At 69.9% G+C, this 22,873-nt stretch carries 27 protein-coding genes; 7 read left to right on the top strand and 20 right to left on the bottom strand.

What is annotated here, in order from left to right:
- Positions 1-3 precede the first annotated feature (3 nt).
- On the top strand, positions 4-777 hold the full coding sequence (locus OG965_RS14770; protein ID WP_371652527.1) for a CbtA family protein: 774 nt from the start codon (positions 4-6) through the stop codon (positions 775-777).
- A gap of 111 nt (positions 778-888) precedes the next feature.
- Here OG965_RS14770 and OG965_RS14765 read toward each other — a convergent pair whose 3' ends face one another.
- A complete protein-coding gene (locus OG965_RS14765) occupies positions 889-1,182 on the bottom strand; it encodes a hypothetical protein (RefSeq protein ID WP_371652526.1) in 294 nt (97 codons plus the stop codon).
- A 115-nt stretch (positions 1,183-1,297) separates the two neighbouring features.
- Positions 1,298-1,732, bottom strand: a complete 435-nt coding sequence (locus tag OG965_RS14760; RefSeq protein WP_371652525.1) for an RNA-binding S4 domain-containing protein — start codon at positions 1,730-1,732, stop codon at positions 1,298-1,300.
- Between the two features lie 51 nt (positions 1,733-1,783).
- On the opposite strand from OG965_RS14760, the gene OG965_RS14755 reads away from it, so the two are divergent.
- A complete protein-coding gene (locus OG965_RS14755; RefSeq protein WP_371652524.1) occupies positions 1,784-2,020 on the top strand; it encodes a DUF2277 domain-containing protein in 237 nt (78 codons plus the stop codon).
- Between the two features lie 12 nt (positions 2,021-2,032).
- Here the strand turns inward: OG965_RS14755 and OG965_RS14750 are convergent, their stop codons facing one another.
- The 4 genes from OG965_RS14750 to OG965_RS14735 form a co-directional block, all read right to left on the bottom strand.
- Complete coding sequence (locus OG965_RS14750; RefSeq protein ID WP_371652523.1) at positions 2,033-2,674, bottom strand: DedA family protein; 642 nt, start codon at positions 2,672-2,674, stop codon at positions 2,033-2,035.
- A gap of 154 nt (positions 2,675-2,828) precedes the next feature.
- Positions 2,829-3,314, bottom strand: coding sequence for a DoxX family protein (locus OG965_RS14745; RefSeq protein ID WP_371652522.1), 486 nt, complete (start codon positions 3,312-3,314; stop codon positions 2,829-2,831).
- 189 nt (positions 3,315-3,503) lie between these two features.
- The gene (locus OG965_RS14740; protein WP_371652521.1) at positions 3,504-5,162 is read right to left on the bottom strand and encodes an alkaline phosphatase D family protein; all 1,659 of its coding nucleotides are present in this window, start codon (positions 5,160-5,162) and stop codon (positions 3,504-3,506) included.
- 77 nt (positions 5,163-5,239) lie between these two features.
- Entirely contained in the window at positions 5,240-5,893 is a 654-nt protein-coding gene (locus OG965_RS14735) for an HNH endonuclease family protein (RefSeq protein WP_371652520.1), read from the bottom strand.
- A 233-nt stretch (positions 5,894-6,126) separates the two neighbouring features.
- On the opposite strand from OG965_RS14735, the gene OG965_RS14730 reads away from it, so the two are divergent.
- Complete coding sequence (locus OG965_RS14730) at positions 6,127-6,870, top strand: ABC transporter permease (protein WP_371652519.1); 744 nt, start codon at positions 6,127-6,129, stop codon at positions 6,868-6,870.
- Positions 6,871-7,185: 315 nt separating this feature from the next.
- Positions 7,186-7,767 carry a TMEM165/GDT1 family protein gene (locus OG965_RS14725; protein WP_371652518.1) on the top strand — a complete coding sequence of 194 codons (582 nt, stop codon included), beginning with the start codon at positions 7,186-7,188 and terminating at the stop codon, positions 7,765-7,767.
- Between the two features lie 266 nt (positions 7,768-8,033).
- Here the strand turns inward: OG965_RS14725 and OG965_RS14720 are convergent, their stop codons facing one another.
- From OG965_RS14720 to OG965_RS14695, 6 genes are all read right to left on the bottom strand, one after another.
- Positions 8,034-8,699, bottom strand: a complete 666-nt coding sequence (locus tag OG965_RS14720) for an HAD family hydrolase (RefSeq protein ID WP_371652517.1) — start codon at positions 8,697-8,699, stop codon at positions 8,034-8,036.
- Positions 8,700-8,862: 163 nt separating this feature from the next.
- Positions 8,863-10,017 (bottom strand): methyltransferase domain-containing protein, encoded by a 1,155-nt coding sequence (locus OG965_RS14715; RefSeq protein WP_371652516.1) that lies wholly within the window; start codon positions 10,015-10,017, stop codon positions 8,863-8,865.
- Entirely contained in the window at positions 10,014-10,991 is a 978-nt protein-coding gene (gene tgmB, locus OG965_RS14710; protein WP_371652515.1) for an ATP-grasp ribosomal peptide maturase, read from the bottom strand. The genes OG965_RS14715 and tgmB overlap by 4 nt, the downstream gene beginning before the upstream one ends.
- Positions 10,992-11,004: 13 nt before the next feature.
- The gene (locus OG965_RS14705; RefSeq protein ID WP_371652514.1) at positions 11,005-11,292 is read right to left on the bottom strand and encodes a hypothetical protein; all 288 of its coding nucleotides are present in this window, start codon (positions 11,290-11,292) and stop codon (positions 11,005-11,007) included.
- A gap of 786 nt (positions 11,293-12,078) precedes the next feature.
- Positions 12,079-12,288 (bottom strand): DUF397 domain-containing protein, encoded by a 210-nt coding sequence (locus tag OG965_RS14700; protein WP_371652513.1) that lies wholly within the window; start codon positions 12,286-12,288, stop codon positions 12,079-12,081.
- The gene (locus tag OG965_RS14695) at positions 12,285-13,136 is read right to left on the bottom strand and encodes a helix-turn-helix domain-containing protein (RefSeq protein WP_371652512.1); all 852 of its coding nucleotides are present in this window, start codon (positions 13,134-13,136) and stop codon (positions 12,285-12,287) included. Before OG965_RS14695 ends, OG965_RS14700 begins: the two co-directional genes overlap by 4 nt.
- A 289-nt stretch (positions 13,137-13,425) precedes the next feature.
- Here OG965_RS14695 and OG965_RS14690 point away from each other — a divergent pair, with 289 nt between their 5' ends.
- Together OG965_RS14690 and OG965_RS14685 are read left to right on the top strand one after the other, a co-directional pair.
- Complete coding sequence (locus tag OG965_RS14690; protein ID WP_371652511.1) at positions 13,426-13,818, top strand: ATP-binding protein; 393 nt, start codon at positions 13,426-13,428, stop codon at positions 13,816-13,818.
- Positions 13,815-14,009, top strand: coding sequence for a hypothetical protein (locus tag OG965_RS14685; RefSeq protein ID WP_371652510.1), 195 nt, complete (start codon positions 13,815-13,817; stop codon positions 14,007-14,009). The genes OG965_RS14690 and OG965_RS14685 overlap by 4 nt, the downstream gene beginning before the upstream one ends.
- 457 nt (positions 14,010-14,466) lie before the next feature.
- Here OG965_RS14685 and OG965_RS14680 read toward each other — a convergent pair whose 3' ends face one another.
- From OG965_RS14680 to OG965_RS14660, 5 genes are all read right to left on the bottom strand, one after another.
- Positions 14,467-14,724 carry a hypothetical protein gene (locus tag OG965_RS14680; RefSeq protein ID WP_371652509.1) on the bottom strand — a complete coding sequence of 86 codons (258 nt, stop codon included), beginning with the start codon at positions 14,722-14,724 and terminating at the stop codon, positions 14,467-14,469.
- Positions 14,721-14,954, bottom strand: coding sequence for a hypothetical protein (locus tag OG965_RS14675; protein ID WP_371652508.1), 234 nt, complete (start codon positions 14,952-14,954; stop codon positions 14,721-14,723). The genes OG965_RS14680 and OG965_RS14675 overlap by 4 nt, the downstream gene beginning before the upstream one ends.
- Before the next feature lie 51 nt (positions 14,955-15,005).
- Entirely contained in the window at positions 15,006-15,794 is a 789-nt protein-coding gene (locus OG965_RS14670; RefSeq protein ID WP_371652507.1) for a peptidoglycan-binding protein, read from the bottom strand.
- A gap of 76 nt (positions 15,795-15,870) precedes the next feature.
- The gene (locus OG965_RS14665; RefSeq protein WP_371652506.1) at positions 15,871-16,728 is read right to left on the bottom strand and encodes a hypothetical protein; all 858 of its coding nucleotides are present in this window, start codon (positions 16,726-16,728) and stop codon (positions 15,871-15,873) included.
- Positions 16,729-17,679: a hypothetical protein gene (locus tag OG965_RS14660; protein ID WP_371652505.1), complete on the bottom strand. Its 951-nt coding sequence runs from the start codon at positions 17,677-17,679 to the stop codon at positions 16,729-16,731.
- Between the two features lie 458 nt (positions 17,680-18,137).
- Between OG965_RS14660 and OG965_RS14655 the strand changes: the two genes are divergently transcribed.
- Positions 18,138-18,362, top strand: a complete 225-nt coding sequence (locus tag OG965_RS14655) for a hypothetical protein (protein WP_371652504.1) — start codon at positions 18,138-18,140, stop codon at positions 18,360-18,362.
- A gap of 17 nt (positions 18,363-18,379) precedes the next feature.
- Here the strand turns inward: OG965_RS14655 and OG965_RS14650 are convergent, their stop codons facing one another.
- Genes OG965_RS14650 through OG965_RS14640 form a run of 3 tightly spaced genes read right to left on the bottom strand, consistent with a single transcriptional unit; the run spans position 18,380 to position 22,697 of the window.
- Positions 18,380-19,429 carry a hypothetical protein gene (locus OG965_RS14650; protein ID WP_371652503.1) on the bottom strand — a complete coding sequence of 350 codons (1,050 nt, stop codon included), beginning with the start codon at positions 19,427-19,429 and terminating at the stop codon, positions 18,380-18,382.
- A gap of 13 nt (positions 19,430-19,442) precedes the next feature.
- Complete coding sequence (locus OG965_RS14645) at positions 19,443-20,327, bottom strand: hypothetical protein (RefSeq protein WP_371652502.1); 885 nt, start codon at positions 20,325-20,327, stop codon at positions 19,443-19,445.
- Positions 20,328-20,336: 9 nt separating this feature from the next.
- A complete protein-coding gene (locus OG965_RS14640; RefSeq protein ID WP_371652501.1) occupies positions 20,337-22,697 on the bottom strand; it encodes a hypothetical protein in 2,361 nt (786 codons plus the stop codon).
- Between the last annotated feature and the right edge of the window lie 176 nt (positions 22,698-22,873).

The raw sequence follows: 22,873 nt of genomic DNA, 5'->3' as shown, positions 1-22,873 counted from the left end.
CTCGTGAACTCCCTGCACGTCAGGGCCCTGCTGGTGCGCGGCATGCTCGCCGGTCTCGCAGCGGGCCTGCTGGCGCTCATCGTGGCGTACGTCCTGGGCGAGCCCCGGGTGGACGCGGCCATCGACTTCGAGGACGCGCACGCGCACGAGCACGGCGAAGAGGTGTTCAGCCGCACCCTGCAGTCCACCGGCGGCCTCGCCACCGGTGTGCTCGTGTTCGGAGTGGCCCTCGGCGGTATCGCCGCGCTCGCGTTCTGTGTCGCGCTCGGCCGGATCGGCCGGTTCGGGCCGCGCGCCACGGCGGCGTTCGTCTCGCTCGGCGCGCTTGCGACCGTCTATGTCGTCCCGTTCCTGAAGTACCCGGCGAACCCGCCGTCCATCGGTGACCCCGACACGATCGGCAAACGCACCGCCCTGTACTTCCTGATGATCGCGCTGAGCGTGCTGCTCGCCGTCTCCGCCGTGATCCTCGGCAAGCGGCTCGCGCCCCGCCTCGGCAACTGGAACGCGACCGTCGCCGCCTCGGCCGCCTTCCTGGTCGCCATCGGGCTCGCGTACGCGTTCCTGCCCGCCGTCAACGAGGTCCCGAAGGACTTCCCGGCGATGCTGCTCTGGAAGTTCCGGCTCGCGGCCCTCGCCATCCAGCTCACCCTGTGGGCCGGTTTCGGGCTGGTCTTCGGCCACCTCGCCGAACGGCTCCTGGCGCCCAAGGCCGCCACGGCCGAGCCCCGCGGCACGGGCACGGCCGTCGACAGCACGACTGCGGCCGCCCACTGACCGGGCGCGCCGCACGCACGAGGGCCCCGGACCGACGTCGGTGACGATGTCGGTCGGGGCCCTCGCGCGCGTAGGTCGTGCTCGGTGCGCTGTTCGGTGGCGCTCGATCGGTCAAGGGCGACGCAGGGAGAACAGACGGCTGTTCCGCTCCCTGCGGTAGCGCCGCTCCCACCGGTCCATACGTTCCCGGCGGGCGCGGTAGGCCCGGTAGTCGGTGTCCGTGCCACGGCTGGATCCGCCGCCTCCGGACGAGCTGCCGGACGAACCCCCGGACGGTGCCGTGGAGCGGCCACGGCGCGGGACGCTGAAGAGTACGGCCACCACGGCGACGCAGAACACTATGCCGCCGAGGCTGAAGCCGAAGCCGTACAGGACCAGCGCCAGGACGAGCAGTAACAGGATCATGGCGTGTTCCTCTAGGGACGGTTCGGGGGCTCCCCTGGCCCCCGGCCCTCCAAGTTACTCCGGTACAGCGGGAGTTGGCCTCCGAGTTACGTACCGGCCAACGACTCGCGGGCCCCTACTGTCCGCGCAGCCGCTCCATCTCCCGGCGGTCCCGCTTGGTCGGCCGGCCCATGCCTCGGTCGCGCACACCGGCGGCCAGCACGTCCGAACGGGCGGGCGGCGGCGGGCTCTTGTCGACGTAGGTCTCGGCCGCGACCGCCGCGCCCACCCGCTTGCGGATGACCTTCGCGACGATGACGATCCGCTCCCGCCCCTCCAGGCGCACCCGCACCTCGTCACCCACCTTCACGGTGTGCGCGGGCTTGACGCGCTCGCCGTTGAGCTGGACATGGCCGGCCCGGCACGCCGTCGCCGCCATGGAACGCGTCTTGGTGAGCCGGACGGACCAGATCCAGCTGTCGATCCGTACGGGCTCCGAGGGCCCCGCCGGTGCCGCCGGTGCCGTCGGCCCCTTGGGCTCCTGTGTCTTCGCCTCGTCTGCTGCCGCCATGCCTCCGACTCTACCGAGGCCGTTGTCAGTGGTACCCGTCACACTTGAGGCATGTGCAGAAGCATCAAGACGCTCAGGCCGCCGGTCCTCCCCGAGGAGGCCACCGACGAGGAGATCCGCGCGGCGGCTCTCCAGTACGTGCGCAAGGTGTCCGGCTTCCGGGCGCCCGCCGCGCACAACCAGGAGGCCTTCGACCGGGCGGTGGACGAGATAGCGCGGGCCACGGCCGAGCTGCTCGAAGGCCTGGAGATACGGGGAGTGCCGGTCAGGACACCGGCGTCGGCGTAGCCCTGCGGTGCGTCAGGCCGCCGGGCCGGCCACCGCGGCCTGGGCCGGGCGGCGCATGACGTAGGCGGCGAGGGAGCCCGCCGCGAACAGGGCGAGGACGGAGATGCCCGTGCCGAGCCAGGTCGCGCCGAGCCAGCGCCCGCCGAAGTAGCCGAGGCCGACGCTGTAGCCCGCCCAGGCCACCCCGGCGAGGGCGGACCACGGCAGGAACTCCCTGGGCGTGCGGTGTGCCGCGCCCGCGCCGAGGGAGACGACGGACCGGCCCGCCGGGGCGAACCGGGCGATGACGACGAGCGCGCCGCCGCCCCGGCTCAGTGCGGCGCCGAGACGTTCCTGTGCGCGGGTCAGCCGGCGGGAGCGGGCGATGGCCTTGTCGAGCCGCGCCCCGCCGCGCCAGGCGAGGCGGTACGCGACGAGGTCGCCGAGCACCGAGGCCGCGGCGGCGCAGGCGGCGAGGAGGAGCAGGTCGGGCACGTCGCGTATGGCGTGCGGGGCGCCCGCCGCGGTGGTCGATCCGGCCGCCGCGGAGGTCGCGGCGGTGATCACCAGGACCCCGCTGGGCAGGACGGGGAGGAACACGTCCAGGAGAACGGAGACAGTCACCACGGCATAAATCCATGGGCTGCCGGTCAGCGACCCCACACTCTCCAGCACTACGACCCCCGAACGGAATGCGCCCCGCTGTCGCTGGTCTGCGGCCGGGTCGCTGTACAGCCGTACAGCGTACGCCTGGGGCGCATGGGGTTTCCGTTCGGGGGTGGGGTGTCACCGGCGAGCCGATGAACGGTCGTTCGGATGTGTCAGCGCGTCAGCGCGCCGTGCCCGCCGGGGTGGCGGCGGCAGTCGCCTCCGGAGCGGCGGCGGTGGCGGTGCGGCCGCCGAGCAGTTGGTCGAGGGCGAGGGCGCCGGGACCGGTGAAGACGAGCAGCAGGAAGACCCAGCTGAACATCGCGGCGTTCTCGCCGCCGTTCTGCAGCGGGAGCAGCGCGCCCGACTGGTGCACGTCGAAGTAGGCGTACGCCATGGAGCCCGAGGAGAGGAAGGCGGCCGAGCGGGTGAAGAGTCCGGCCATGATCAGCAGGCCGCCGACGAGCTGGATGGCGGCCGCGTACCAGTTGGGCCAGGCGCCGGTCTCGATGGTGCCGCCGGTGCCGGCCGCGCCGCCGAACCAGCCGAAGAGCGAGGCGGCGCCGTGGCAGGCGAAGAGGAAGCCGGTGACGATGCGGAAGAGGCCCAGGGCGTAGGGCTTGGCGCGCTCGGTGTTCAGAGCGGAGGGGAGCGTGGGGGAAGCCATGGGGACGGGCTCCTTCGGTGTGGGGGACGGGGCCGGTGGAGCCTCAAGGTTAGGTAGACCTGATTAGTGCTTGCAAGTTCAAGTTTAAGTAGATGGCCAGATTCCGGTTGATTCCCGACTGGGGTTGGCTGGAATCTGCCTTTACGGGGGGCATATATGGACGTAAAGCGAATGCGCCGGGACGCAGGGTTACGGAGTGAGGTCCTCGTCCAGGACCGTGACCAGGCGGGCCCCGGCGCGCCCCGCCCGCGCCTGGTCGAGCCGGAGCCGGGCCGCGCGCCCGGTCAGCGTCAGCGTCATCAGCTGGTTCCCGAACCAGGGGCCGCCCCTGCGGCGCCAGCGCACCGGCGGCCGGCCGAGGCGGCCGTGCCGGGCCAGCCCCCGGCCGAGCCGCCGCCCCCACCGGCTCCACCCGAAGCGGAACGCGGCCCGAAGCGCCCGGGGGACGGAGTTGTGGACGGGCGAGCAGGTCAGCTGGAGCACGCGCGCGTCGGGGCCGCCGGTGGGCCAGACCGGCTCCGCGAGGTAGGCGTGGTGCACATCGCCGGAGAGCACACAGACCGTGGCCGGCGCCTGCGGCCCGGTGCCGGCGCGGGCTATCAGCTCCGCGAGCCCGGCGAAGGAGGAGGGGAAGGCCGCCCAGTGCTCCAGGTCGGCCCGGCGGCGCACCTTCTCGCCGAACCGCGCCCAGCGCGGGCCGCGTTCGCCCCGGCACAGGGCCGCATTCCAGCCCTCCGCGTCATGGACGAGCGGCGGCAGCAGCCACGGCAGCGAGGTCCCGATCAGCAAGTGGTCGTACGGGCCGGTCCCGTCGAGCACCTGCTCCCGCACCCAGTCGGCCTCCGCCTCGTCGAGCATCGCGCGCTTCTGCTCGTCCAGGACCCGGGCCGCCCGGCTGTCCACCATCAGCAGCCGTACGCGTCCGAAGTCGCGGCGGTAGCTCCAGCGCACGGCGGCAGGATCGGCGCCCGCCCCGGCCGCGAAGCGGCGCAGCGCTTCCGTGCCGTCGGGGCTGCTCCGCACCGCCGCGTACAGCGGATCGGCGGCGAGCTCGGCGGGCGGGAGATTGCCGAGGTGCTGGTAGACCCAGTACGACATCAGCCCGCCGACCAGCCGCTCCGACCACCACGGGGTGGCGCGCATCTCGGCCAGCCAGGCGGCGCTGGTGTTCCAGTCGTCGATCAGGTCGTGGTCGTCGAAGATCATGCAGCTCGGCACGGTGGAGAGCAGCCAGCGCACCTCGGGGTCGCCCCACGACTCGTCGTAGAGCCGGGTGTACTCGTCGTAGTCCCCGACCTGCGCCCCCGGCGGGTCGGCCAGATCGCGCCGGGCGGCGAGCCAGCGGCGGGTCGCCGACGAGACGGAGTCGGCGTACACCTGGTCGCCGAGGAGCAGCAGGACGTCGGGCCGCTCGGCGTCCGGGTCGGCGGTCAGGCGCGCGGAGAGGACGGTGGCGAGGGTGTCCAGGGCGTCGGGCCCGGCGGGGTCGCGCTCGCCCTTGGGAGGGGCGGCCCACCGGCAGGACCCGAAGGCGACGCGCAGCGGGCCCGCGCCCGGCGCGGGCGTGCGGATCACGGGCGGGGGAAAGGGGGAGCGTTCGGGCGGCCACACCCCCCGCCCGTCGAGCAGTACTTCGTACGGGGTGGCGGTGCCCGGGGCGAGGCCGGTGACCGGGATCAGCGCGTAGTGGTGCCCGGCGATCTGGAACGTACGGGAGGAGCCCGAGGCGCCGCCGGGGCAGCGCACCTCGGCCGTGCACGGCCGGTCCGCCTCCACCCAGAGCGTGGCCGAGGTGCCGGACGCGCCGTCGACGTACCGCAGCAGTGGTCCCAGGCGCAGTCCGGCCATGTCGTCCCCTCCGTCGCTCCGTACGGTACGGAACGACGAAGGGGCGGGACAGCGAATCTTCAGCAGCCGGCGGGCTTTCAGCAGCCGTTGAGCACGGACTGCAGCGCGGACTTCTCGGCGGTGTCCACGGTCAGGTTGTAGTAGTGCTTCACGTCCACCCACATCCGGGCGTAGGTGCAGCGGTACGCGGTGCGCGAGGGCAGCCACTTGGCCGGGTCCTTGTCGCCCTTGGCCTGGTTGACGTTGTCGGTGACCGCGATCAGCTGGGGTCGGGTCAGGTCGTTGGCGAAGCCCTGGCGCTGCGCGGTCGTCCAGGAGCTGGCGCCCGAGCGCCAGGCCTCGGCGAGCGGGACGACGTGGTCGATGTCGAGGTCGGCGGCGGCCGTCCAGGTGGCGTCGTCGTACTCGGAGTACCAACTGCCGCTGGTGGCCGCACAGCTGGAGTCCGTCACGACGTTGGTGCCGTCGCGCTTGAGGACGACTTCGCGGGTGTTGCAGGTGCCGGACTGGGTGATCCAGTGCGGGAACTTGGAGCGGCTGTAGCCGTCGGAGGAGCCCTCCGGGGTGGCGGTCATGGCGGCGAGATAGCTGCGGGCGGTGGCGGCGCTGACCGGGGTGGGGGGCGAGGCCTGGGCGCCGGGGGCGGTGAGCAGGCTCGCGGTGGCGAGGAGGGCGGCGGAGGCGGTGAGCGCGGAGAGCCTGGCTATTCGACGCGCGTAGACACCTGACATGCGAACTCCCTTGGTGTGGGGGGACCTTGGCCGGGCGCGCGGGTGCGCGGCCCGGTCATCGTGGCGGCACCAGGTTTCCGTGGGGTGGGCGCCAGGTAACAGAGTGACGACATGGGCACGTCACATCAAGGGCTGCGGCGCTGTTGACACCCTTGTCCCGCAAGGTAACTGACGCCCCGTATGCCACGGTTGCCCCACCCGATACGGGGGCGGGTCCGGCGTACCGTGGGCGCGTGCTGCTGCCCGTCAATGTCACGCTCGGGGTCGTTCTCGCCGTACTGCTCCTGGTCGCGGCCGGTGTCGCGGCGGTGGCGCGGCTCGGCCGGGCGAAGGAGATCCTGGTCGCCGGGGTGCGCGCGGCCGTTCAGCTCGCGGTGGTGGCGAGCGCCATCCGCTGGGTGGTCGGCTCGGTGCCGCTGCTGCTCTGCTTCCTGCTGCTGATGTACGCGGTGGCGGTCCGTACGGCCGGGCGCCGGATGACGGCCAACGACACCTGGCGGTGGGCCGCGCTGCCGATCGCGGCCGGGGTGGCCCCGGTGGTCGGCGCCCTGCTGCTCACCGGGCTCGTCCCGGCCAAGGGCATCGCGCTCATCCCCGTCACCGGCATCCTCATCGGCGGCGCGCTCACCGCGACCGTGCTCGGCGGGCGGCGTGCGCTGGACGAGCTGACCGTGCGGCGCGGCGAGGTGGAGGCGGGGATGGCGCTCGGGCTGCCCGACCGGGACGCCCGGCTGGAGGTGGCCAGGACCGCCGCGTCCGACGCGCTGCTGCCCGGCCTCGACCAGACCCGGACCGTGGGGCTCGTCACGCTGCCCGGCGCGTTCGTCGGCATGCTGCTCGGCGGGGCGTCACCGGTGCAGGCGGGGGCGGTGCAGCTGTTCGTGCTGGTCGCGCTGATGGCGGTGCAGGCGGTGGCGGTGTCGGTGGTGCTGGAGCTGGTGGCGCGGGGGCGGGTGCACCGGGACGTGCCGCTGTGACCTCGGCCCCGTCCGGGACCCGGGGGACTTTGGTCCCTGCCGGGTGCGGGGCGGTGTCACGTATTCTGTACGGAGCAGAAGGGGAGTAGCTCTTCGCCGGAACGTCGACATACTGCTGGACCCTCCTTCGGGAGGGACCCAGCCGGCGCCCGGAGGCAGGCCCGCGAGGGCTCGCCAGCGAGACCTTCGGCCGCAGTGAACCATGACCGCTTCCGCTTCATGGCGCAGCTGCTGTGCCGAAGCGACCCCGGATTCTTTCGTTGTCACGCTCTCGGTACGGCCGCACCGCGCCCGACCGATTGAGGAACCTCTTCCGTGCTCAGCTTCACCATCCTGGCGATCACGTTCGGCGTGGTCTTCCTTGCCGAACTCCCCGACAAGACCGCGCTCGCGGGCCTGATGCTCGGCACCCGCTACAAGGCGTCGTACGTGTTCGTCGGCGTCGCGGCCGCGTTCCTGCTGCACGTCGCGCTCGCCATCGCGGCGGGCAGCGTACTCACCCTGCTGCCGCACCGGCTGCTCCAGGCGATCGTGGGCGTCCTCTTCCTCGCGGGCGCGGCGATGCTGCTGTTCAAGAAGGACGAGGAGGAGGACGGGGTGAAGGCCCCGGCCGACCAGTCGTTCTGGAAGGTGTCCGGGGCGGGGTTCATGCTGATCCTGGTCGCCGAGTTCGGGGACCTGACGCAGATCATGACGGCGAATCTGGCCGCGCGGTACGACAGCCCGCTGTCGGTGGGTGTGGGTGCGGTGCTGGCGCTGTGGGCGGTCGCGGGGCTGGGGATTCTGGGCGGGCGGACGCTGATGAAGTACGTGCCGCTTCGGTTGATCACGAAGGTTGCGGCGGCGCTGATGGGTGCGCTCGCCGGGTTCAGCCTGTTTGAGGCCGTGGCCGGCTGAGCCTACTTTCGGGTGCGGGGCCCTCCGGGGGTGCGGTGGCTTTGTCTGCGGGCCGGCTGTGGCTGGTCGCGCAGTTCCCCGCGCCCCTTGGACGCCCCTGCGGGGCGATCTCCGGTCGTTGGTCGGGCGCGGGCCGTCTATGGCTGGTCGCGCCCACGCGGCGGAGCCGCACAGTGTCACAGCCCCGCGCCCCTGAAAGCGCCCCTGTGGGGCGATCGCCGAAGGGGCGCCCCCTATGAAAGGGCGCCCCTGTGAAGGTGGTCGCCCTACTGGGCGATCTCCAGCGTCAGCGTGCCGTTCGGTTCTGCCGTCACCGTTATGTGCGTCAGGTCCGGGACGTGCGCCGTCGGCGTGTGCTTGGCCGCTCGGGGGCCTATGCCTATGACTCGCATTCCTGCTGCCAGGCCCGCCTGGATGCCTGCCTCCGAGTCCTCGAAGACTATGCAGTCGGCCGGGGCGAAGCCCAGTTCGGCGGCGCCCTTGAGGAAGCCCTCCGGGTCCGGCTTGCTCGCGCCGACCCGTTCGGCGGTGACGCGTACGGTCGGCATCGGCAGCTCGGCCGCGCTCATCCGGGCCTGGGCGAGCGGCTCGTTCGCCGAGGTCACCAGGGCGTGCGGCAGCCCGGCGAGGGAGGCCATGAAGGCGGGGGCGCCCGGGACGGGGACGACACCGTCGGTGTCGGCCGTCTCCTCAGCGAGCATCACGCGGTTGTCCGCGAGGTTCTGCTCCATCGGGCGGTCCGGCAGCAGGACGGCCATGGTGGCGTAGCCCTGGCGGCCGTGGACGACCTTCAGCGCCTCTTCGGGGTCCAGCCCGTGCTCCACGGCCCAGCGGCGCCAGCACCGCTCGACCACGGCGTCGGAGTTGACGATCGTGCCGTCCATGTCGAGGAGGAGTGCCTTAAAACCACTAATGACCTGTGAGCTGGGCAAAGGAACCATCCTTGTGTGACACGGCGGGTTTGTTCCACAACGATACAAAACTCGGTCGATGATGACCAGCGCCCCAGGCTGACCACACAGGCAAGGGCCCCGACCCTCTCCACGAGAGGGTCGGGGCCCTTGCGGATCGATGGCGGGCGCAGTGGTCTGGTGGCTACCCGGGAGGGCCGAGCACGTGCTGAGGCTGGTCGAGCCACAGGTGCTGACCGTGGGGTGAGACCGTCATTCCGAATCGGTCGCGTTCAGGCTGTCCCGCGGCCACCCAAGTGAGGTAGGCGGCGGCGATCTCGTCCCAGAGGTTGCGGTCGCCGAACCAAGTCACCGTGTACGCGCTCGCTCCGGGGACGTAGTCGGCCGCGGCCCACGCGCCGCCGGGGTTGTCAGCTTCCACGAGCAGCAGGGAGAACCCGCCGTCCGCATCCGGGGTGGGGAATGCCGTGATGCCGGGCGCCATGGCAGTGATGAAGAGATCTGCTCCCGCCGGGGCGACCGCCACAGATCGCGGATCGAGCCGGGTCGTCGACTCGTGCGCCTTGTCGTTGTGGTGGGGCGACCATACGGCGCTCTGTTGCTGCGAGCGCAGCAACATGAAGCTCGCAGTGGTGGGGAAGCGTCCGATCGCCTGGTCCTCGCTGGTGACGACGAGCCGGGCAAGGAGCCCGTGCCCGTAGGCGGGGGTCCATGGGGCGACGATCACGCCGCCGGGGCGGGTGTCACGGACCCAGGCGTACGGGACGCGCTCGACCGCGCACGTGGCATGGATCCGGTCGTAGGGGGCGGCCTCTGGGTGCCCGTCGCCGCCATCGTCGACGACGAGTCGAGGGGCGTAGCCCGCTGCGTTGATGTTGTCGGCGGCTTGGGCCGCGACTTCCGTGTCGACTTCGACCGAGACGACGTTCTGTGAGCCGACGCGGTGCGACAGGAGCGAAGCGGTCCATCCAGTGCCCGTACCGACGTCGAGCACGCGGTCTGCGTCGCGGGCATCGAGGATCTTCAGGATGGTGAAGACGATGCCTGGGGCGGAGCAGGACGAAGTGGGGGTGCCTTTGCCGGTTCGTAGATCGCCGGTGCCGCCGTCGAGCTGGGTCACGATGGAGGCGTCGGAGTAGACCGCCCTCAACCACGAGAGTTCGTCCTGGTCGCGGTCGATGCTGTACCCGGGGGCGGGGCCGTCGGGCTTGACCCACGCCACGTCGGGGATGAAGTGGCGGCGCGGTACCGCTTCGTAGGCTGCGCGCCATGGGCCGGAGAGCTTGCCGGCCGTGGTGAGCTGCTGGGCAAGCTGGTGGGCGAGGTGCTGCTCCTTCATGTGGGGGCCTTTCCGGTGAGCAGGTCGGCGAGTGCGCTGGCCACGCCTATCCCGGTCTCTTCGGCGAGCCAGTCCCATTCGCCGGACTGGTTCGTTTCGAGGAACACCCATTGGCCGTCTGGCGAGTGGATCAAGTCGACGGCACCGAAGACGAGTCCAAGCTGCCGGTGCAGCTCGACGAGCTTGCGCGACACGGCCTCGGGTAGCTCAATCACTCGGTAGCTGAGGGCGTCATAGTCCGAACGCCAGTCAGTGTGTCCGCGGTCGGTCGAGGCATCGATCGCGACGGCGAACACGCGCTCACCGACGACGAGCGCCCGCGCTTCGTGAGCCTTGGGGACCTGCTGTTGAAGCAGGTGGGCGGTGTGTCCGAGGGCAGGGTCGAGCAAGTCGTCGAGATTGGTTACCGGACTCGTGTAGATGGCGCGTAGCTTGTTGTCGTCGGCGTGCCAGATGCCGGAGAGGGGCTTGTAGACGATCGGGCTGTCCTGTTGTTTGGCCCAGTGATGCGCTCGGTCTGGGTCGTTGGTGATCAGGGTCGACGGGATGTCGAGGCCGACTCGGGACGCGGCCGCGAGCTGATGCGGCTTGTACTCGGCGCGGGCCGCCGCGATCCGGTCGTTGACCCATACGGCGCTGTCGAGGGCGCCGAGGACACCGCCGAATCCGCGCCGGGCCTCTCCGTAGGCGAACTGCTGCTCGGCGGGATTCATGCCCTCGGGTAACTGAAACTGCGTGGGGCGCCGGTAATAGACGGCGCCCACGTCGGTGAGGTCGAGCGCACTGCGCCCGGTTCCGGTGATGGTCCCGGCCCATGTCGCGCCCGTTGCGATCTCTGCGGACATGGTGATGCGAGTCGGGAAGTCGGCGGAGTCCAGCCGCACGAGCGGGACGCCGCGCACAGCGAGTTCAGCCGCTACACGGTTAGCGGTGGTGTCCTCGTCGTTGGTGAGGATCAGAACAGTGTTTCCCATGGCTGCGGGCTCCTCAGTCGTCCGAGACTTCCTCGCCGGGGCTGGAGGAGTCGGTGTCACCGCTGGTCGCCTTGCTCGCTCCTTCGTGCTTGCCGGCCGACGGGCGGGGGACGGTGGCGAACGCCAGTCCCCACGGGCGGGCGGGGGTCGGGGCGTCGGCGATGCTGGTCATGATGTGCCGGAAGGGGTTCAGCGGGAAGAGATCGCCGACCCGCTCGAATATCCCTCGGGACTCGCCATCTGGCGAATGCGTCACGAGGTCAAGCGAGTTGCTGTCGCTGCTGACAGCCTGTATGGACATGGTCGCCTCTTTCTGCGCTGTTGGTGCGCCGCCACACGACGTGCGGCGCTGGCCTGAGCAACGGGCAGTAGAGCGTTCCGGTGCGGTCAAGGCGTGTTGCTGTGGCCAGGACCGTCGCACCAATTGTGTGCCGTGAGTTGAAGAAAAAGAGCGGGCCGGATACACCACTGGGCCGTGCGGCCATCGTGGAGCATCAGGGTGAACGTGACGGACTCGCCACGGGCCAAGGTGCCGAGGGCAGGGACGTGCCCGGTGTCTGCCCAGGAAATGGCCCGGCGGGACTCGCGTGCGTCGAGTGCCAGAACGTGACCGGCGCGCAGGTCACACCGGAGCGTGCGCACTGCTCGCCATGCCGTATCCAGCATGGACAGCCGGGATACGTGAGGTACGGCGGTGTGGGCGCTGGGATAGAGCAGCACCTCGTACCAAAACCCTCCGGCGATGGCTCCTTCAGCGCGAGACAGGGTCGACGCTCGGAGTGTCTTCGTCCCCATCGTCTGCCCTCCTAGTGCGGCGGCGCGGTTGCCGACTTCCTATGGCTGACGATGCTTGGGAGACCGACCTTGGGGTCCCCTTCAACAGGCTTGCCAGTGATTGAAGTTGGCGGTGCAATCGGCATGGGTTCGCCGATGAAAGTGGCCCGAGCCGCGACGTAGGGAGACCGTAGCGTCAGTGATGTGTCGGGAACAACACCGCTACATCGCGAGGGTGAAACTGTTCAAGATTGGCATATGCCAGGCGCGCAAAACGCCCCGCATCTGAACGATGCGGGGCGTCTGTGTGCTTCTAGATTAGGTGATCGTATTCGCCAGCCTTGACGCCAAGGATGAAGTCGCGCAGCTTCTCCGGGGTCGTGGTGATCAACTCGTCGGGTTGATCGCTTTCGCGCAGCTGGATCGCCTTGCCGACCTTGCGTACGCCGATGCAGGAATTCCCAGATTGACAGAATGACGACTCCTGCCAAAGATTATCCGACATTAATGCCTTGCCTTTCACAATTCCTCTGTGATGCCTTGGATAAAGTCTCGTGATTCTGCCACCGAAAGAGCTTTGGCTTCCATTCGGTCGAGGAGGTTGCGATAATTCCGCAACTGTGTAGGTGAGTCCAGAAAAGCCACTCCGTGGGTGGCGTCAAGCTGTACAGTGTCCAGCTCGGCAACGTCGCCCTGGGCGTAGAAGATGGATTGTCCGGACCCTGCGAATCCTCCAGCGCTGAACGGAATGACCTTAATTGTGATGTGCGAAAGTTCGCTCATGCTCAACAGGTGTTCGAGCTGCTTGCGGGCCACCTTCTTCCCGCCAAACTGCATGCGAAGGGCTGCCTCATGGATTACTGCGGCGTACTTCGGCGGCCATTCTCTGTTGAGGATCTCCTGACGTCGCAGTCGGTGGGTGATGCGGCGTTCGAGGTCGATTCCGAGTAGTGGCGGATCAGTCTCGGAAAAAATCGCATTAATGTGTTCCGGGGTCTGTAGTAGGCCGGGAATGTGTGCAATCTGATATGTGCGCAAGCCTTGGCAGTGGTGCTCAAGTTCTGCCAGATCAATGAAGTCGGCAGGAAGGGTTTCCCGGTACTCGCTCCACCAGCCCTTGGTGCGATCTTCGGCCATCTTGATAAGCGCGTCGACGTACTGCTGATCGTCGCAGCCGTAGACGCAGGCAAGCGCGCGAATGCGCTCCCCGCTGACGCCGAAGCGCGCCGTTTCCATGTGGCTGATCTTTGTGTGGTCGATGCCCAGTAGTACCGCAGCCTCGCGGGAGTTGTGGCCGGCGCCTTCCCTGAGCCTTCGCAGTTCCGCGCCAAGTCGCCGCTGGCGCGCTGTCGTGACTGTCCTGGGAGGCATGCCGCAAGTGTGCCTGTGAGGGTGGCCGGGGTCCACCCTGATCAACATAGCTACGGCTTGGGGTAGCTATGTTGATCCCGCCTGCCTTATGGTCCTAGTAGCACCGCGTCGCACGCCAGTGAGTCCGAAGTGCAGTCGCAAGCACGCCCGTTGGCGTGTTCCCTGGGGGCGACCAACGCCACGGCGGGCGGGTTACGCGCGGTCTACAACCGCATTGGGAGACGACGACATGACCGCAGCCTTAGTACCTCCCGCACCACCTGTACCGACCTCGACGAGGACCCTGCGCGTGAGCGCGGCGAACCGTGCGAGCACCGCCAGCGAGATGAGGGCGCTGGTCGCCGCGCTGTTGACCTTCACCGGTCACAAGGGGCTTGTAGAGTCCGCGCGTTCGTGCACGAGCGAGCTGGTCGCGAACGTCTACCGCCATACGAACGCGGCTCTCGTCCACGTCGAGGTGACCCTCGCCCCCACGTACGTGACGGTGTACGTGTACGACGATCGGCCCCGCGTACAACCTGTGCCGCCCGAATACCTGACGCTGCAAGAACAGGGGATGGGTCTCAAGCTCGTGACTCTCATGTCCGACGCGTGGGGCGTAACTGTCTACGGTGGTGCGGAACCGCACTCCAAAGCTGTCTGGTTCAAGATGAACGAGGGCGGCAAGGGGGCGTCCGCATGATCCGCCCGGAAACCGTGCACGTGGTGCGCTATGGCCCGGTGGGCACCCCGGCAGCGGTGCAGTTGTGGTGCGACCTCGCGACGCTCGTCGAGTTGACGCCCGAACAGGCGCGCTCCCTCACGTACGAGCTGGGTGACGAACTCGGGCTTGCTGTCTCTCCCCGCGGCTCTTCGTGGGAGGTGGCTACATGAGTGCGTCGCCCGCGTTATGGGGCCTGCTCGCCTTAGCGGTGGGCCTTGGTTTGCTCGCCCTGGTAGCGATCTACTCCTCGATGCCCTCTCCGTACCGGGCCACGTGCGAGCCTCCCACTGATCGGGACGGCTATTCGTACACCTGCTACTGCTGGCGCGCCCCCGTGCGCGTGACCGTCCACACCGGCGCAGGCCGCAGACGGCGGGTGCATGCCCGCAACGAATGGCCTGCCCACGATCGCCGCGTCCGCCCAGCCTCCCCAGAAGAAGAGGCGGACTGCGGCACGGAGGGGGATACAGTTCCCGCGCCGGTGGCCGTGTAGGTCCCCGGCGCGGTGCCCCCCTTCGGGGCCCTCGACGGCTGCGGGGTTGCCGTCGAGGGCCCTCTCGCATCTGCCACAACGAAGAAGGTGCCCCCCGTCACCGGCATCGGCCGGTGACGGGGGGCGTGGTGCTGTTAGGGGCGGGCGAGTTGCCACAGGGACAGGGCAAGGCCGATTACGCCGACGGCGGCGGCCAGTGAGGGCAGAGGCCACCGGCCGCGTTCGAGGGCGTCGACGCGGTTGTCGAGGTCGGCGAGGGCGCGGTCGGTCTGGTCGCCGCGCTGCACAAGCAGGGCGAGGGCGCCGTCGACGCGGGCGAATCCCTCGGCCATGGTGCCGCGGAGCTTTTCGAGCTCGACGGCGACGGGCTCGGGCGGGGGCGGTTGGGTCACGCGCCCTCGCCGTGGTCGTCGGCCAGGCCGAGGCCGACGCGGTCGAGCAGGGCCTCGACGACGGGCAGGGCCATCACGCGGGCGAGGCCACCGGCGACAGAGAGGGCGCCCGCGACCCAGGGCAGGGACGCGGGGACGCCTGACGCGTCAACGATGGCCGGCAAAGCCACGGCGAGGGCAACAGCGGTCTGAAGGACGGTGCGGATGGTGCGCTTTGCGGCATCGGTCATGGGGGTTTTCCTTCGGTCGGGGAGGTCTGGGGGGCTGCTCTCGGGGTGGGTTTAGACGTTGGGGACGTGGAGGGCTTCCCACGAGGTCGGGCCGGGCCATCCATCCGCGTCGGCGCCGCGGTACCCAAGCCGCCGCTGCCACTTCGCGTAGCTGGCGCGGTCCGCGTCGGTCCACTGCGGGCCGGGGCCCTCGACGTAGGCCGAGCAGCCCTCGGCGACCAGACGCGTTCCCATCGCGGTGATGATCGGCGAGCGAGGGGAGCGCTGGAAGAAGCCGACGCCCGGGAACGGCTCGTACGCTGGTGTCGGCGTGCCGCTTCCGCCGGGCCGCGGAGCGCCGCGCTGGACCCACGCGTACAGGGGCGCGCCGGGGCAGTCGGTCGCGTACCCGTCGCGGTGTCCGCGGATCTCCGAGCCTGCGCCGCCGCTGGCGCGAAGCCACTCGATGGCGTCGCGCAGGCCGCCCAGCTGGGCGTCGGTGGGCTGGGTCAGTCCGGAGCTTCCGACCATGGCGCACACTGAGTAGTGCGCAATGTTCAGGGGCTGATTGCCGTTGGCGGCTGTCTTCTTGTGCGCGCCGCGCCCCTCATAGACGTAGCCGTGGGGGCAGACCATCGCGTTGTACGCGATGTCGCTGTAGTCCTCCTCACGGTTGGCGAGGTGGCTTGCCTGGATCGCGCGGACGCGGCCCGCGCACGAGCCGTGGCTCTCCGGGCGGGCGAGCGATGCCGGGACGGCCGTGCCCTCGTAGTGGATCTTCACACCGCGGGTGCTCCCGATATAGGTGAGCGAGTACCGCGAGGGGCGGGCGCCCCACCGAGCGCGGGTGACGAACTGCATGCAGAACCTTCCTGGGCTGGACATGAAAAACGCCCCGGCCAACAGGCACGGGGCGGAATGAGTCGGGCCGGCGCGGTTACGAGCGGTCGCTTCCGGCGCCGGGGGACAGCTGGGCCGGCTCGGCGCCGGGCGCGCCGAGCAGGTGTGCGGCGGTGGTCTTCGTCAAAGAGGCGGGCGGCGCCTGCGGCGCCTCACCAGGGGTGAACGTGTTCCTTTGGTAGCCACCCATCACATTGGTGCTGATCTGGCCCTGTCCGCTGGTCACGGTCTGGCGGATACGCCACGTGACGTGGGCGAAGTGGGCGAAGCGGTGCATGGGGCGGGTGAGCTCGTTGGCGGTCCAGCGCCCGGAGGCGCCGCCGGAAACCGTCCACGTCTGCCAGTTCTCCCACGTGTTTGATCCGGCCGTGTTCGCTTCCAGCTCGACGCGCGCGGAAACGTTGGCGGGGCAGTAGGTTTCGATGCCGAGCCAGAACACCGGGCACTGCACCCGCGTCGCGGCGTACCACGCGACCGCGCCTGTGGTGCTGTTGGTGGTGGCGCCTGATGTGGGCTGCCATGCGATGGGCAGCGAGGGGCGGCCGAGGTGGCGGTCGCTGTATGCATCGTCCATGACGATGGCCGACCGCCCGTCGCGGCTCCACATACGGACCATGTTGGAGGTGTCCGTACCGGACCCGCCCACTGTCCATGCCGCCGAGCCGTCGTCCCGTCCCAGCCGCGTACCGTACGTGCCGTCGGCCCACTGCCCCGTGGACAAGGCGACCTTTCCGTTCGGCCCGATCACGGCGAGGCTTCCGCCCTCGCCGATCGTCACCCGCCCGTGAGTGATCGTGTCCATGGCCGGGCGCATCTGAGCCCGGCCGGACAGCTCGCGTACCTGGCGTTCGAGGGCGCGGATGCGGTCAAGGAGATCGAGGGGGATCACTGCCACTTACGGCACCTCCAGATACAGCTTGGCGGTCTCTGGTCGCCCCCTCTCGGGTGGGCTGATGGACAGGCCGACGATGCGGTATCGCTCGTCGAGGTGGTGCCATAGGTCGCGGATGCGTAGCCGGATGGTGGAGCCGAGCAGGGCGGGAGACAGCTCGGTGCGGTCGAGCGCGACCGTGATTTCGGGGATCGTGTGCGGGCGGCGCGCGGTGGCGAAGTCGGCGCGGGCGTGCGCGTCGAGGACGCCTTGGTCTTCCACGGTCGAGTAGTCGCTCGCGCCGTCGAGCCGCGGCCATCCGGCGCCGATGTCGTCGTCGGCGACCAGGGCGGCGGACAGGAGCGGTACCGATTGTGTGGTCTGGTTCGAGTTCGTCGAGGCGCCGCGCGACTGCCACGACGTCGCCCGCTGTGTCCCGTCCACGGGCCATGCGTAAGCGAGGACCGGGCCAGGGTGAGCGAGGACGATCTCGGTCGTCGAGCTGTGGATGGCCGGGTGGCCCAGTTGCAGGCGTTTGACGCGGCGTCCGGTCTCGGGATCACGGTGGACGGCGATACGCCACTCGAACCCGCCGTCGACCGAGCCGAGTTGGCTAAGGAGGTCGCGGATCGTCGGCATGTCGTACCGGCTGTATACGCGGTCGCGGCGGATGCCCGAGAGGTGGTCGTCGCACTCGATGCCGATGTCGCCGCCAGGTACGCGCTGCGCGTAGTCGACCAGGCCCCGCGCAATGTCGAACTGATCAACTCCCGTCGCGGTCTGGGTGTCGAGGAGTCTGCGGTGGTCGAGGTAGCTGTCGAACGTGCCGGCCCCTACGGCCATGGACAGGAACCCGCGGGCATCGCTGGTCACGGTGGCGGTCCACAGGATGCCGCCCCACCACAGATAGCGCCCGCGCTCGATCCACAGAGCGGTTCGGGCGGGCTGCACGGCGGCGCGGATACGTGCAGCCATACCGGCATTGGGGATCGGGATCGCGCCTGTCGCACTGCCGGTCTTGCCGATCCAGTCATCGAGGCCCACCCCCTGAATAGGCAAGACGTCGAGAAGCTGATCGGTGCGCAGATCGCAGAACAGGGCGCGGTAGGCAGAAGGAGACAGTAGGCACCTCGCAATTTAGAACTCGCCATGGCGATCAATGAGTTGAGAGAGCTACGCTCGTGACAGCGAGGCGGGGCCTCGCGCGTGGAAGTGAGGCAGGACGACGGCAACGAGGACCGTCGAAGAAGCTGCTGAACGAGCTGCGTTCAACCGGTGGACGGCTTCCAAGGGGGGCACCGGCGGCGTAGCTGTACGGAAGAGTGCTTTGAAGCGTCCGAAGCCTCAGTAAGGCCACATCTACATCCATGTGGCCGAGCTGAGGTGTACCCCCTGCCATCGGTTCGGCCACCCTTTCGAAAGGGTTCGGACCGGTGAAACTCTCCGCCTTCGCCGCGCAACTGCTCTTCCTGGTCCTGGCGGTGGTTTCCTCCGCCCTTGTCGCCGTGGTCGCTGGCGTGCTCTGCCACGTGGCCGGAACGGGGATCGCTGGCTCAGTGCTCTACGGCGGTGGCGCGTTCATCCTGTGGATGACGCTTTCCGTCACCGTGCTGACCGCGCTCGGCCTGCTTGGAGGAGGCACCGCGAGCGGTCCGTGACCAGACTTCCGGTACCGCTATGCCGGGCCCTGCCATGTGAGGGCGGCTTTGCTGTACGAGCCGTCGATACCCGTCAAAGCAGAGTCGGTGTAGATCGACATTTCGATGTAGTCGTTGGCGCGCAGCACTACGGGGCGGGCGGCGGCGTTGCCCTGCCCTCCGCTGGATGTGGCGATGTAGGACACCTGCATGTCGCCGGTCCCGTTGATCAGGATGCGGACGCGGGCGTTGGTGGCGCCGCTCGGCCAGATCTGATGGGCGTAGGCGACGTACAAACCAGTGACCGGGGCGACCAGCCTTGTCGGCGCGGACGGCGACCACATAGCCGCGTCGGTCGCGGCGTCCGTGCCGTCCCACACGACGGTGGTGTACTGGCGCGCGGTGAGGTTGTACTTCGCGGACTTGAAGGCGCTCGCATAGTGCCGTTCGGCTGCGTCCCGCCAGGCCGTGCCGTCCCAGCGCTCCAGGACCCGCCCGTTGTCGCGGTACTGGCCGACGTAGGCGCCGGGGGTGGACTGGGGGCCACCGGGCGGGGTGATCCCGCCGTGGGAGGTGGTGTAGCGGCGCCGGTCGATGAGGGCTGAGGCCCAGGTGATGCCGCCGCTACCGGCGGACGCTCCGGCCGGAACGACGACGTCCCACAGGCGCAGCGTGGCCGGGGGCAGGGGCGGTGCGGACGGTGCCGAATTCGCCTCGCCGACGATCACCTCGATACGGGCGAGTGTCTGCCCGCTCGTGTCGTACAGACCGTCATAGACGCGGAGGACGATGGAGTCGACCCGGGTGAACTGCGCGTGCCCATCACCGACGCTCACGACTTCCGGGGCGGTGACGGCAATCGGGTAGGCGCCCTGAGAGAGGGTGCCTTGCACGAGAGCGCGGCCGGTGCCGATCTGCACCGACATGGCCGACAGGCCAGTCGCCTTGAGCGGTGTACCCCCGGCGATCACGCCGTCGCGGGAGGTGAGTTCGCCCTCGGGCACCATCGTGCCGAGCGGCGCTTGTCGTGTGTCTTCACGGGTCTGTCCGCCCGGGGCGGTGAGCAGCCAGGCAGAGCGCACGGTCATCGCTTCGGCCTCCTTACCAGTAGGCCGAGCGATACCGCAGCGTCGCGGTGGCTCGGGGATCGGATGAACCGGGCGCCGCCCGGAAGGCGAGATTCGTCGCGCCGGGCGGGAAGGCGAACAGCTGCTCGGGCACGCTGCGCGCACTCACGGTGTAGAGCCGGGAAGCCGAGCCGTTGAGGGTGACCGTCCCGGCCGCGGTGTCGACGATCAGCTCGTCGCTGTCGGCGAGGACGAGGTCGTATTCGAGAACGTCGCCCGTGTTGATGTTGGTCAGGCTCGGCCGTTCGACCGGGCCGCGGAAGGAGACGACGGGGTGTGTGGCGGCGTCGCCGTCGTTGCGCGCGGTCAGGTTGCCGGTCGCACCGGGCGGTCCCCAATCGAGCGGCCACGCAAGGCCGGACTTCCAGTCGAGGCCGGGCTCGGCCTGTGGCAAGCGCGTCTCGATGCGCTGTTCGGTCAGGCTGTAGCGGCGCGGGTCGCTCGCCTCGAACTGAAGTGCCCCGCCGGTGATCGTTCCCAGGGCGTAGCCGAGGGTCGTGGGGATCGCCCGGCGGGTGGCGCGTGCGTAGGCGAGCAGGGGGCCGCGCTCATCCAGCCATACCGCGAGGGGGCGTTCCTCCTCGACGGGTGCGGTCGCGGCGTTGAGTGCGCCGACGACCGCGCCGACCGTGCTGTTCGGCGCACGGACGACCAGACCGTCGACGCTGACCGTCCGCGCTTGTGCGAGCAGCGGACCAGGGAGCGCACCGTGGGCGTTGCTGCGGGGCACGCTGCCGGAGTCCAGGGAAGGGAGGTCTTCCCAGCCGGTGAGAGTCCGCCACCGGTAGGGGGTTCCTGCGCCGAGCAGGAGGTCGCCGTACTGGGCTTGCCCGGGGCGGGTGAGGAGCGAGCCAGCCACGAACACCGCTCACCCCCTCGTCTTGGCCAGCCATGCGAGTGCGCGGGCGGTGTCGTCGGGGGTTTGATGCTCGGCGGCGTGCCAGTGCTCGATGTGCACGACCGCGCCGCCCGGCACAGCCGCGGCGAACGGGGAGCCGTAGGCGCCCGCGCGTGCGGGGGCAGGCGCAATCTGGGGGATGGGGGGCGGGGTGACGAGGCTGCGCATGGTGCGGTCGACCGCACCCGAGCCCGACTCGATGCCCGCCACCAGGCCCGCGGGAATCCACCGGCCCACATCGCGCGCCAGCACACGACTGGGCGAGTGGATGCCCAATGCTTTACGGATGGGGCCGGGGATCATCTGCTTGGCCCACGAGGTGAGCTTGTCCTTGATCCAGCCGCCGAGGGACTGCACGCCCTCCCACAGGCCACGGACGAGGTTCTTGCCCTCGTCCACCAGGAGCGAGCCGAGGTGTCCGACAGCACGAGCGAGCATCTGCGGCAGGCCGCGCAGCCACGTGAGCAGCGTTTCGCTGCGCTCGACCGCGCCGTCCTTGAATCGCTGAAACCCGTTGGTGGCAGCCCGGTTCATGGTCGGCCCGAGCGACGCAAGCGCCGACATGGCCCGGCCCGGCAGGCCGCTGACCCAGCGCACGACGGTGTCGATGCCCTGCTGTGCCCACACTCCGAGCTTGGTGAACAGGTCGCGCAGGAACGTTCCGACGTTGCTGACGAGGGTCTTTGCTGACGTCCAGGCCCCGGAGAAGTCGCCCGAGAGCAGCTGCGTGACCATGGTCAGGGCCGGGACGACAATGTTCGTGAGGTATCCGGCGAGCAGGTCGGCGAACACCGCGGCGAGCCGGGCGACAAGAGTGATCAGCGGAGTCAGCAGCGGCATGAGCGCCGCGAGCCCCGTGGAGATCAGCTGTCCCAGGACCGTCAGCAGCGGCGCGAGTGCCACCACCACCGACGTGAACGCGGCCCCGATCTGGGCAATGCTCGGCGCGAGTGCCACGACCAGCTGCGCCAGCACCGGGAAGATCGTCTGTGCGAGCGACGACAGCAGTGCGGCAACGGGCGTCACCAGCGCGGGCAGCTGTGCGAGAACGGGTGCGAGTGCTTTTGCCAGTGCCTCGACGAGCAGTTGCACCACCGGGGCGGCCCGCTTGATCACGTCACTGAGCGCCGTCAGCAGCGGGGTGAGCGCGGGCAGCAGGGACGCGGCGAGCTTGCCCACGATCGGCAGCAGCGGGGCCACCGCGTTCACCAGCGCCGCCAGCACATCGGCGGCGGCATCAAAGACCGGGCCGAGTCCCTTGATGACCGGTGCCAGCCCCTCGTCGAACTCCGTGATCAGACGGGCGAGTGGCGGCCCCAGCTTGGCCAGCGCGGGCCCCAGGGAGCCCAGCAGCGTCTGTACGAGGGAGGCCAGAACGCCCATGAGGGCGGACACCACCGGTCCACCGGCTTGAGCCAGCACGCCGAGGAACTGCCCCAGAGCGGGAAGGATCACGGACAGGGCGCTGAAGATGCCGCCCAGCGCTGTTGCCGCTCCCGAGGCCCCCGTACTCAGCCCCTGGAACAGGCCGGCCACGCCCGTACCGAGTTGTCCCAGCCCGGTCGACAGTGCGTCGACTACGGGCAGGGAGGCTTGCAGTGCGGACACCAGCCCCGGCAGCACGTTCGCCACCAGGGCCCCGATGCCCGCCACGAGCGGCTGCACCATCGGCGCAGCCGCCGCGAACAGACCGCCCAGGCTGGGGGCGATCTGCTTGAACGTTCCTTCGATCTGGTGCGCGGCCTGAACGAACGGTGCCACCAGCGGCTGAGCCGCCTTCTGCACGATGGCTTTGACCGACTCGGCCATGTCGGAGAACGCGGCCTTGACCTTCGCGTTCTCGGCGAGCACCTTCGCCCCGAGCCCGATCACCGCCAGCGGGACCGCGGCGAGTGCGCCACCGGCCGCGACCGCGCCACCGGCCAGCAGCATCGTGCTGACCTTGACGGCCGACAGCAGCGGCCCCAGCACATTCAGCGAGCGGCCTGCCCTCTCGGCACCACCGCCCACGTCCTCGCCGAGCGCCCGCCCGGCATCCTGTGCCCCGGCCCGGACACCCTCGCCCAGTGCCTGGCCCGCATCCCCGGCCGCAGCGGTGAGCTCATCCGTCAGCGCCTGCCCGGCAGTCTGGGCCCCGGCCCGCACTCCGTCACCGAGTGCCCGGCCCATGGCCGCGGACTCCGAGACGTAGCGGCCGCGCATATCGCGCAGCCGCCCGGCGGTGTCGCGCTGCAACCCCTGGAGTGCTGCCTCGGCCCCGGCGACACCGCGGCGGGCGCCGGTGTCGTCGAGGTCGATATAGCCGGTGAGTTCACCGATGGTGAGGGCCACGGAGCACCCCCTATGAAGTTGTGGAGCTGTTCAGTTGTTGATCAAGTGCCCCCGTCGGCCGGTGAGTCGGGCGATCTCGGCGGGATCGGTCACGGCCCGGGGCGTCGTGCGCCACGCCGTGGCGAACCCTGACTCGGCAGGCAGGCCGGCAAGGAGCACGAGCAGGCGCCGCGTGG

Source organism: Streptomyces sp. NBC_00224, assembly GCF_041435195.1.
Classification (GTDB): Bacteria; Actinomycetota; Actinomycetes; order Streptomycetales; family Streptomycetaceae; genus Streptomyces.
Note: the sequence above shows the minus strand (reverse complement) of the source record. Positions and strands in the feature narration are given on the sequence as shown.

Bases quoted from the DNA above. Each gene is read 5' to 3' on its own strand.
- OG965_RS14765 (WP_371652526.1), bottom strand. From the start codon at position 1,182: ATGATCCTGTTACTGCTCGTCCTGGCGCTGGTCCTGTACGGCTTCGGC.
- OG965_RS14760 (WP_371652525.1), bottom strand. From the start codon at position 1,732: ATGGCGGCAGCAGACGAGGCGAAGACACAGGAGCCCAAGGGGCCGACG.
- OG965_RS14755 (WP_371652524.1), top strand. From the start codon at position 1,784: ATGTGCAGAAGCATCAAGACGCTCAGGCCGCCGGTCCTCCCCGAGGAG.
- OG965_RS14745 (WP_371652522.1), bottom strand. From the start codon at position 3,314: ATGGCTTCCCCCACGCTCCCCTCCGCTCTGAACACCGAGCGCGCCAAG.
- OG965_RS14740 (WP_371652521.1), bottom strand. From the start codon at position 5,162: ATGGCCGGACTGCGCCTGGGACCACTGCTGCGGTACGTCGACGGCGCG.
- OG965_RS14735 (WP_371652520.1), bottom strand. From the start codon at position 5,893: ATGTCAGGTGTCTACGCGCGTCGAATAGCCAGGCTCTCCGCGCTCACC.
- OG965_RS14715 (WP_371652516.1), bottom strand. From the start codon at position 10,017: ATGAAGGAGCAGCACCTCGCCCACCAGCTTGCCCAGCAGCTCACCACG.
- tgmB (WP_371652515.1), bottom strand. From the start codon at position 10,991: ATGGGAAACACTGTTCTGATCCTCACCAACGACGAGGACACCACCGCT.
- OG965_RS14705 (WP_371652514.1), bottom strand. From the start codon at position 11,292: ATGTCCATACAGGCTGTCAGCAGCGACAGCAACTCGCTTGACCTCGTG.
- OG965_RS14695 (WP_371652512.1), bottom strand. From the start codon at position 13,136: ATGCCTCCCAGGACAGTCACGACAGCGCGCCAGCGGCGACTTGGCGCG.
- OG965_RS14685 (WP_371652510.1), top strand. From the start codon at position 13,815: ATGATCCGCCCGGAAACCGTGCACGTGGTGCGCTATGGCCCGGTGGGC.
- OG965_RS14675 (WP_371652508.1), bottom strand. From the start codon at position 14,954: ATGACCGATGCCGCAAAGCGCACCATCCGCACCGTCCTTCAGACCGCT.
- OG965_RS14670 (WP_371652507.1), bottom strand. From the start codon at position 15,794: ATGCAGTTCGTCACCCGCGCTCGGTGGGGCGCCCGCCCCTCGCGGTAC.
- OG965_RS14660 (WP_371652505.1), bottom strand. From the start codon at position 17,679: ATGGCTGCACGTATCCGCGCCGCCGTGCAGCCCGCCCGAACCGCTCTG.
- OG965_RS14650 (WP_371652503.1), bottom strand. From the start codon at position 19,429: ATGACCGTGCGCTCTGCCTGGCTGCTCACCGCCCCGGGCGGACAGACC.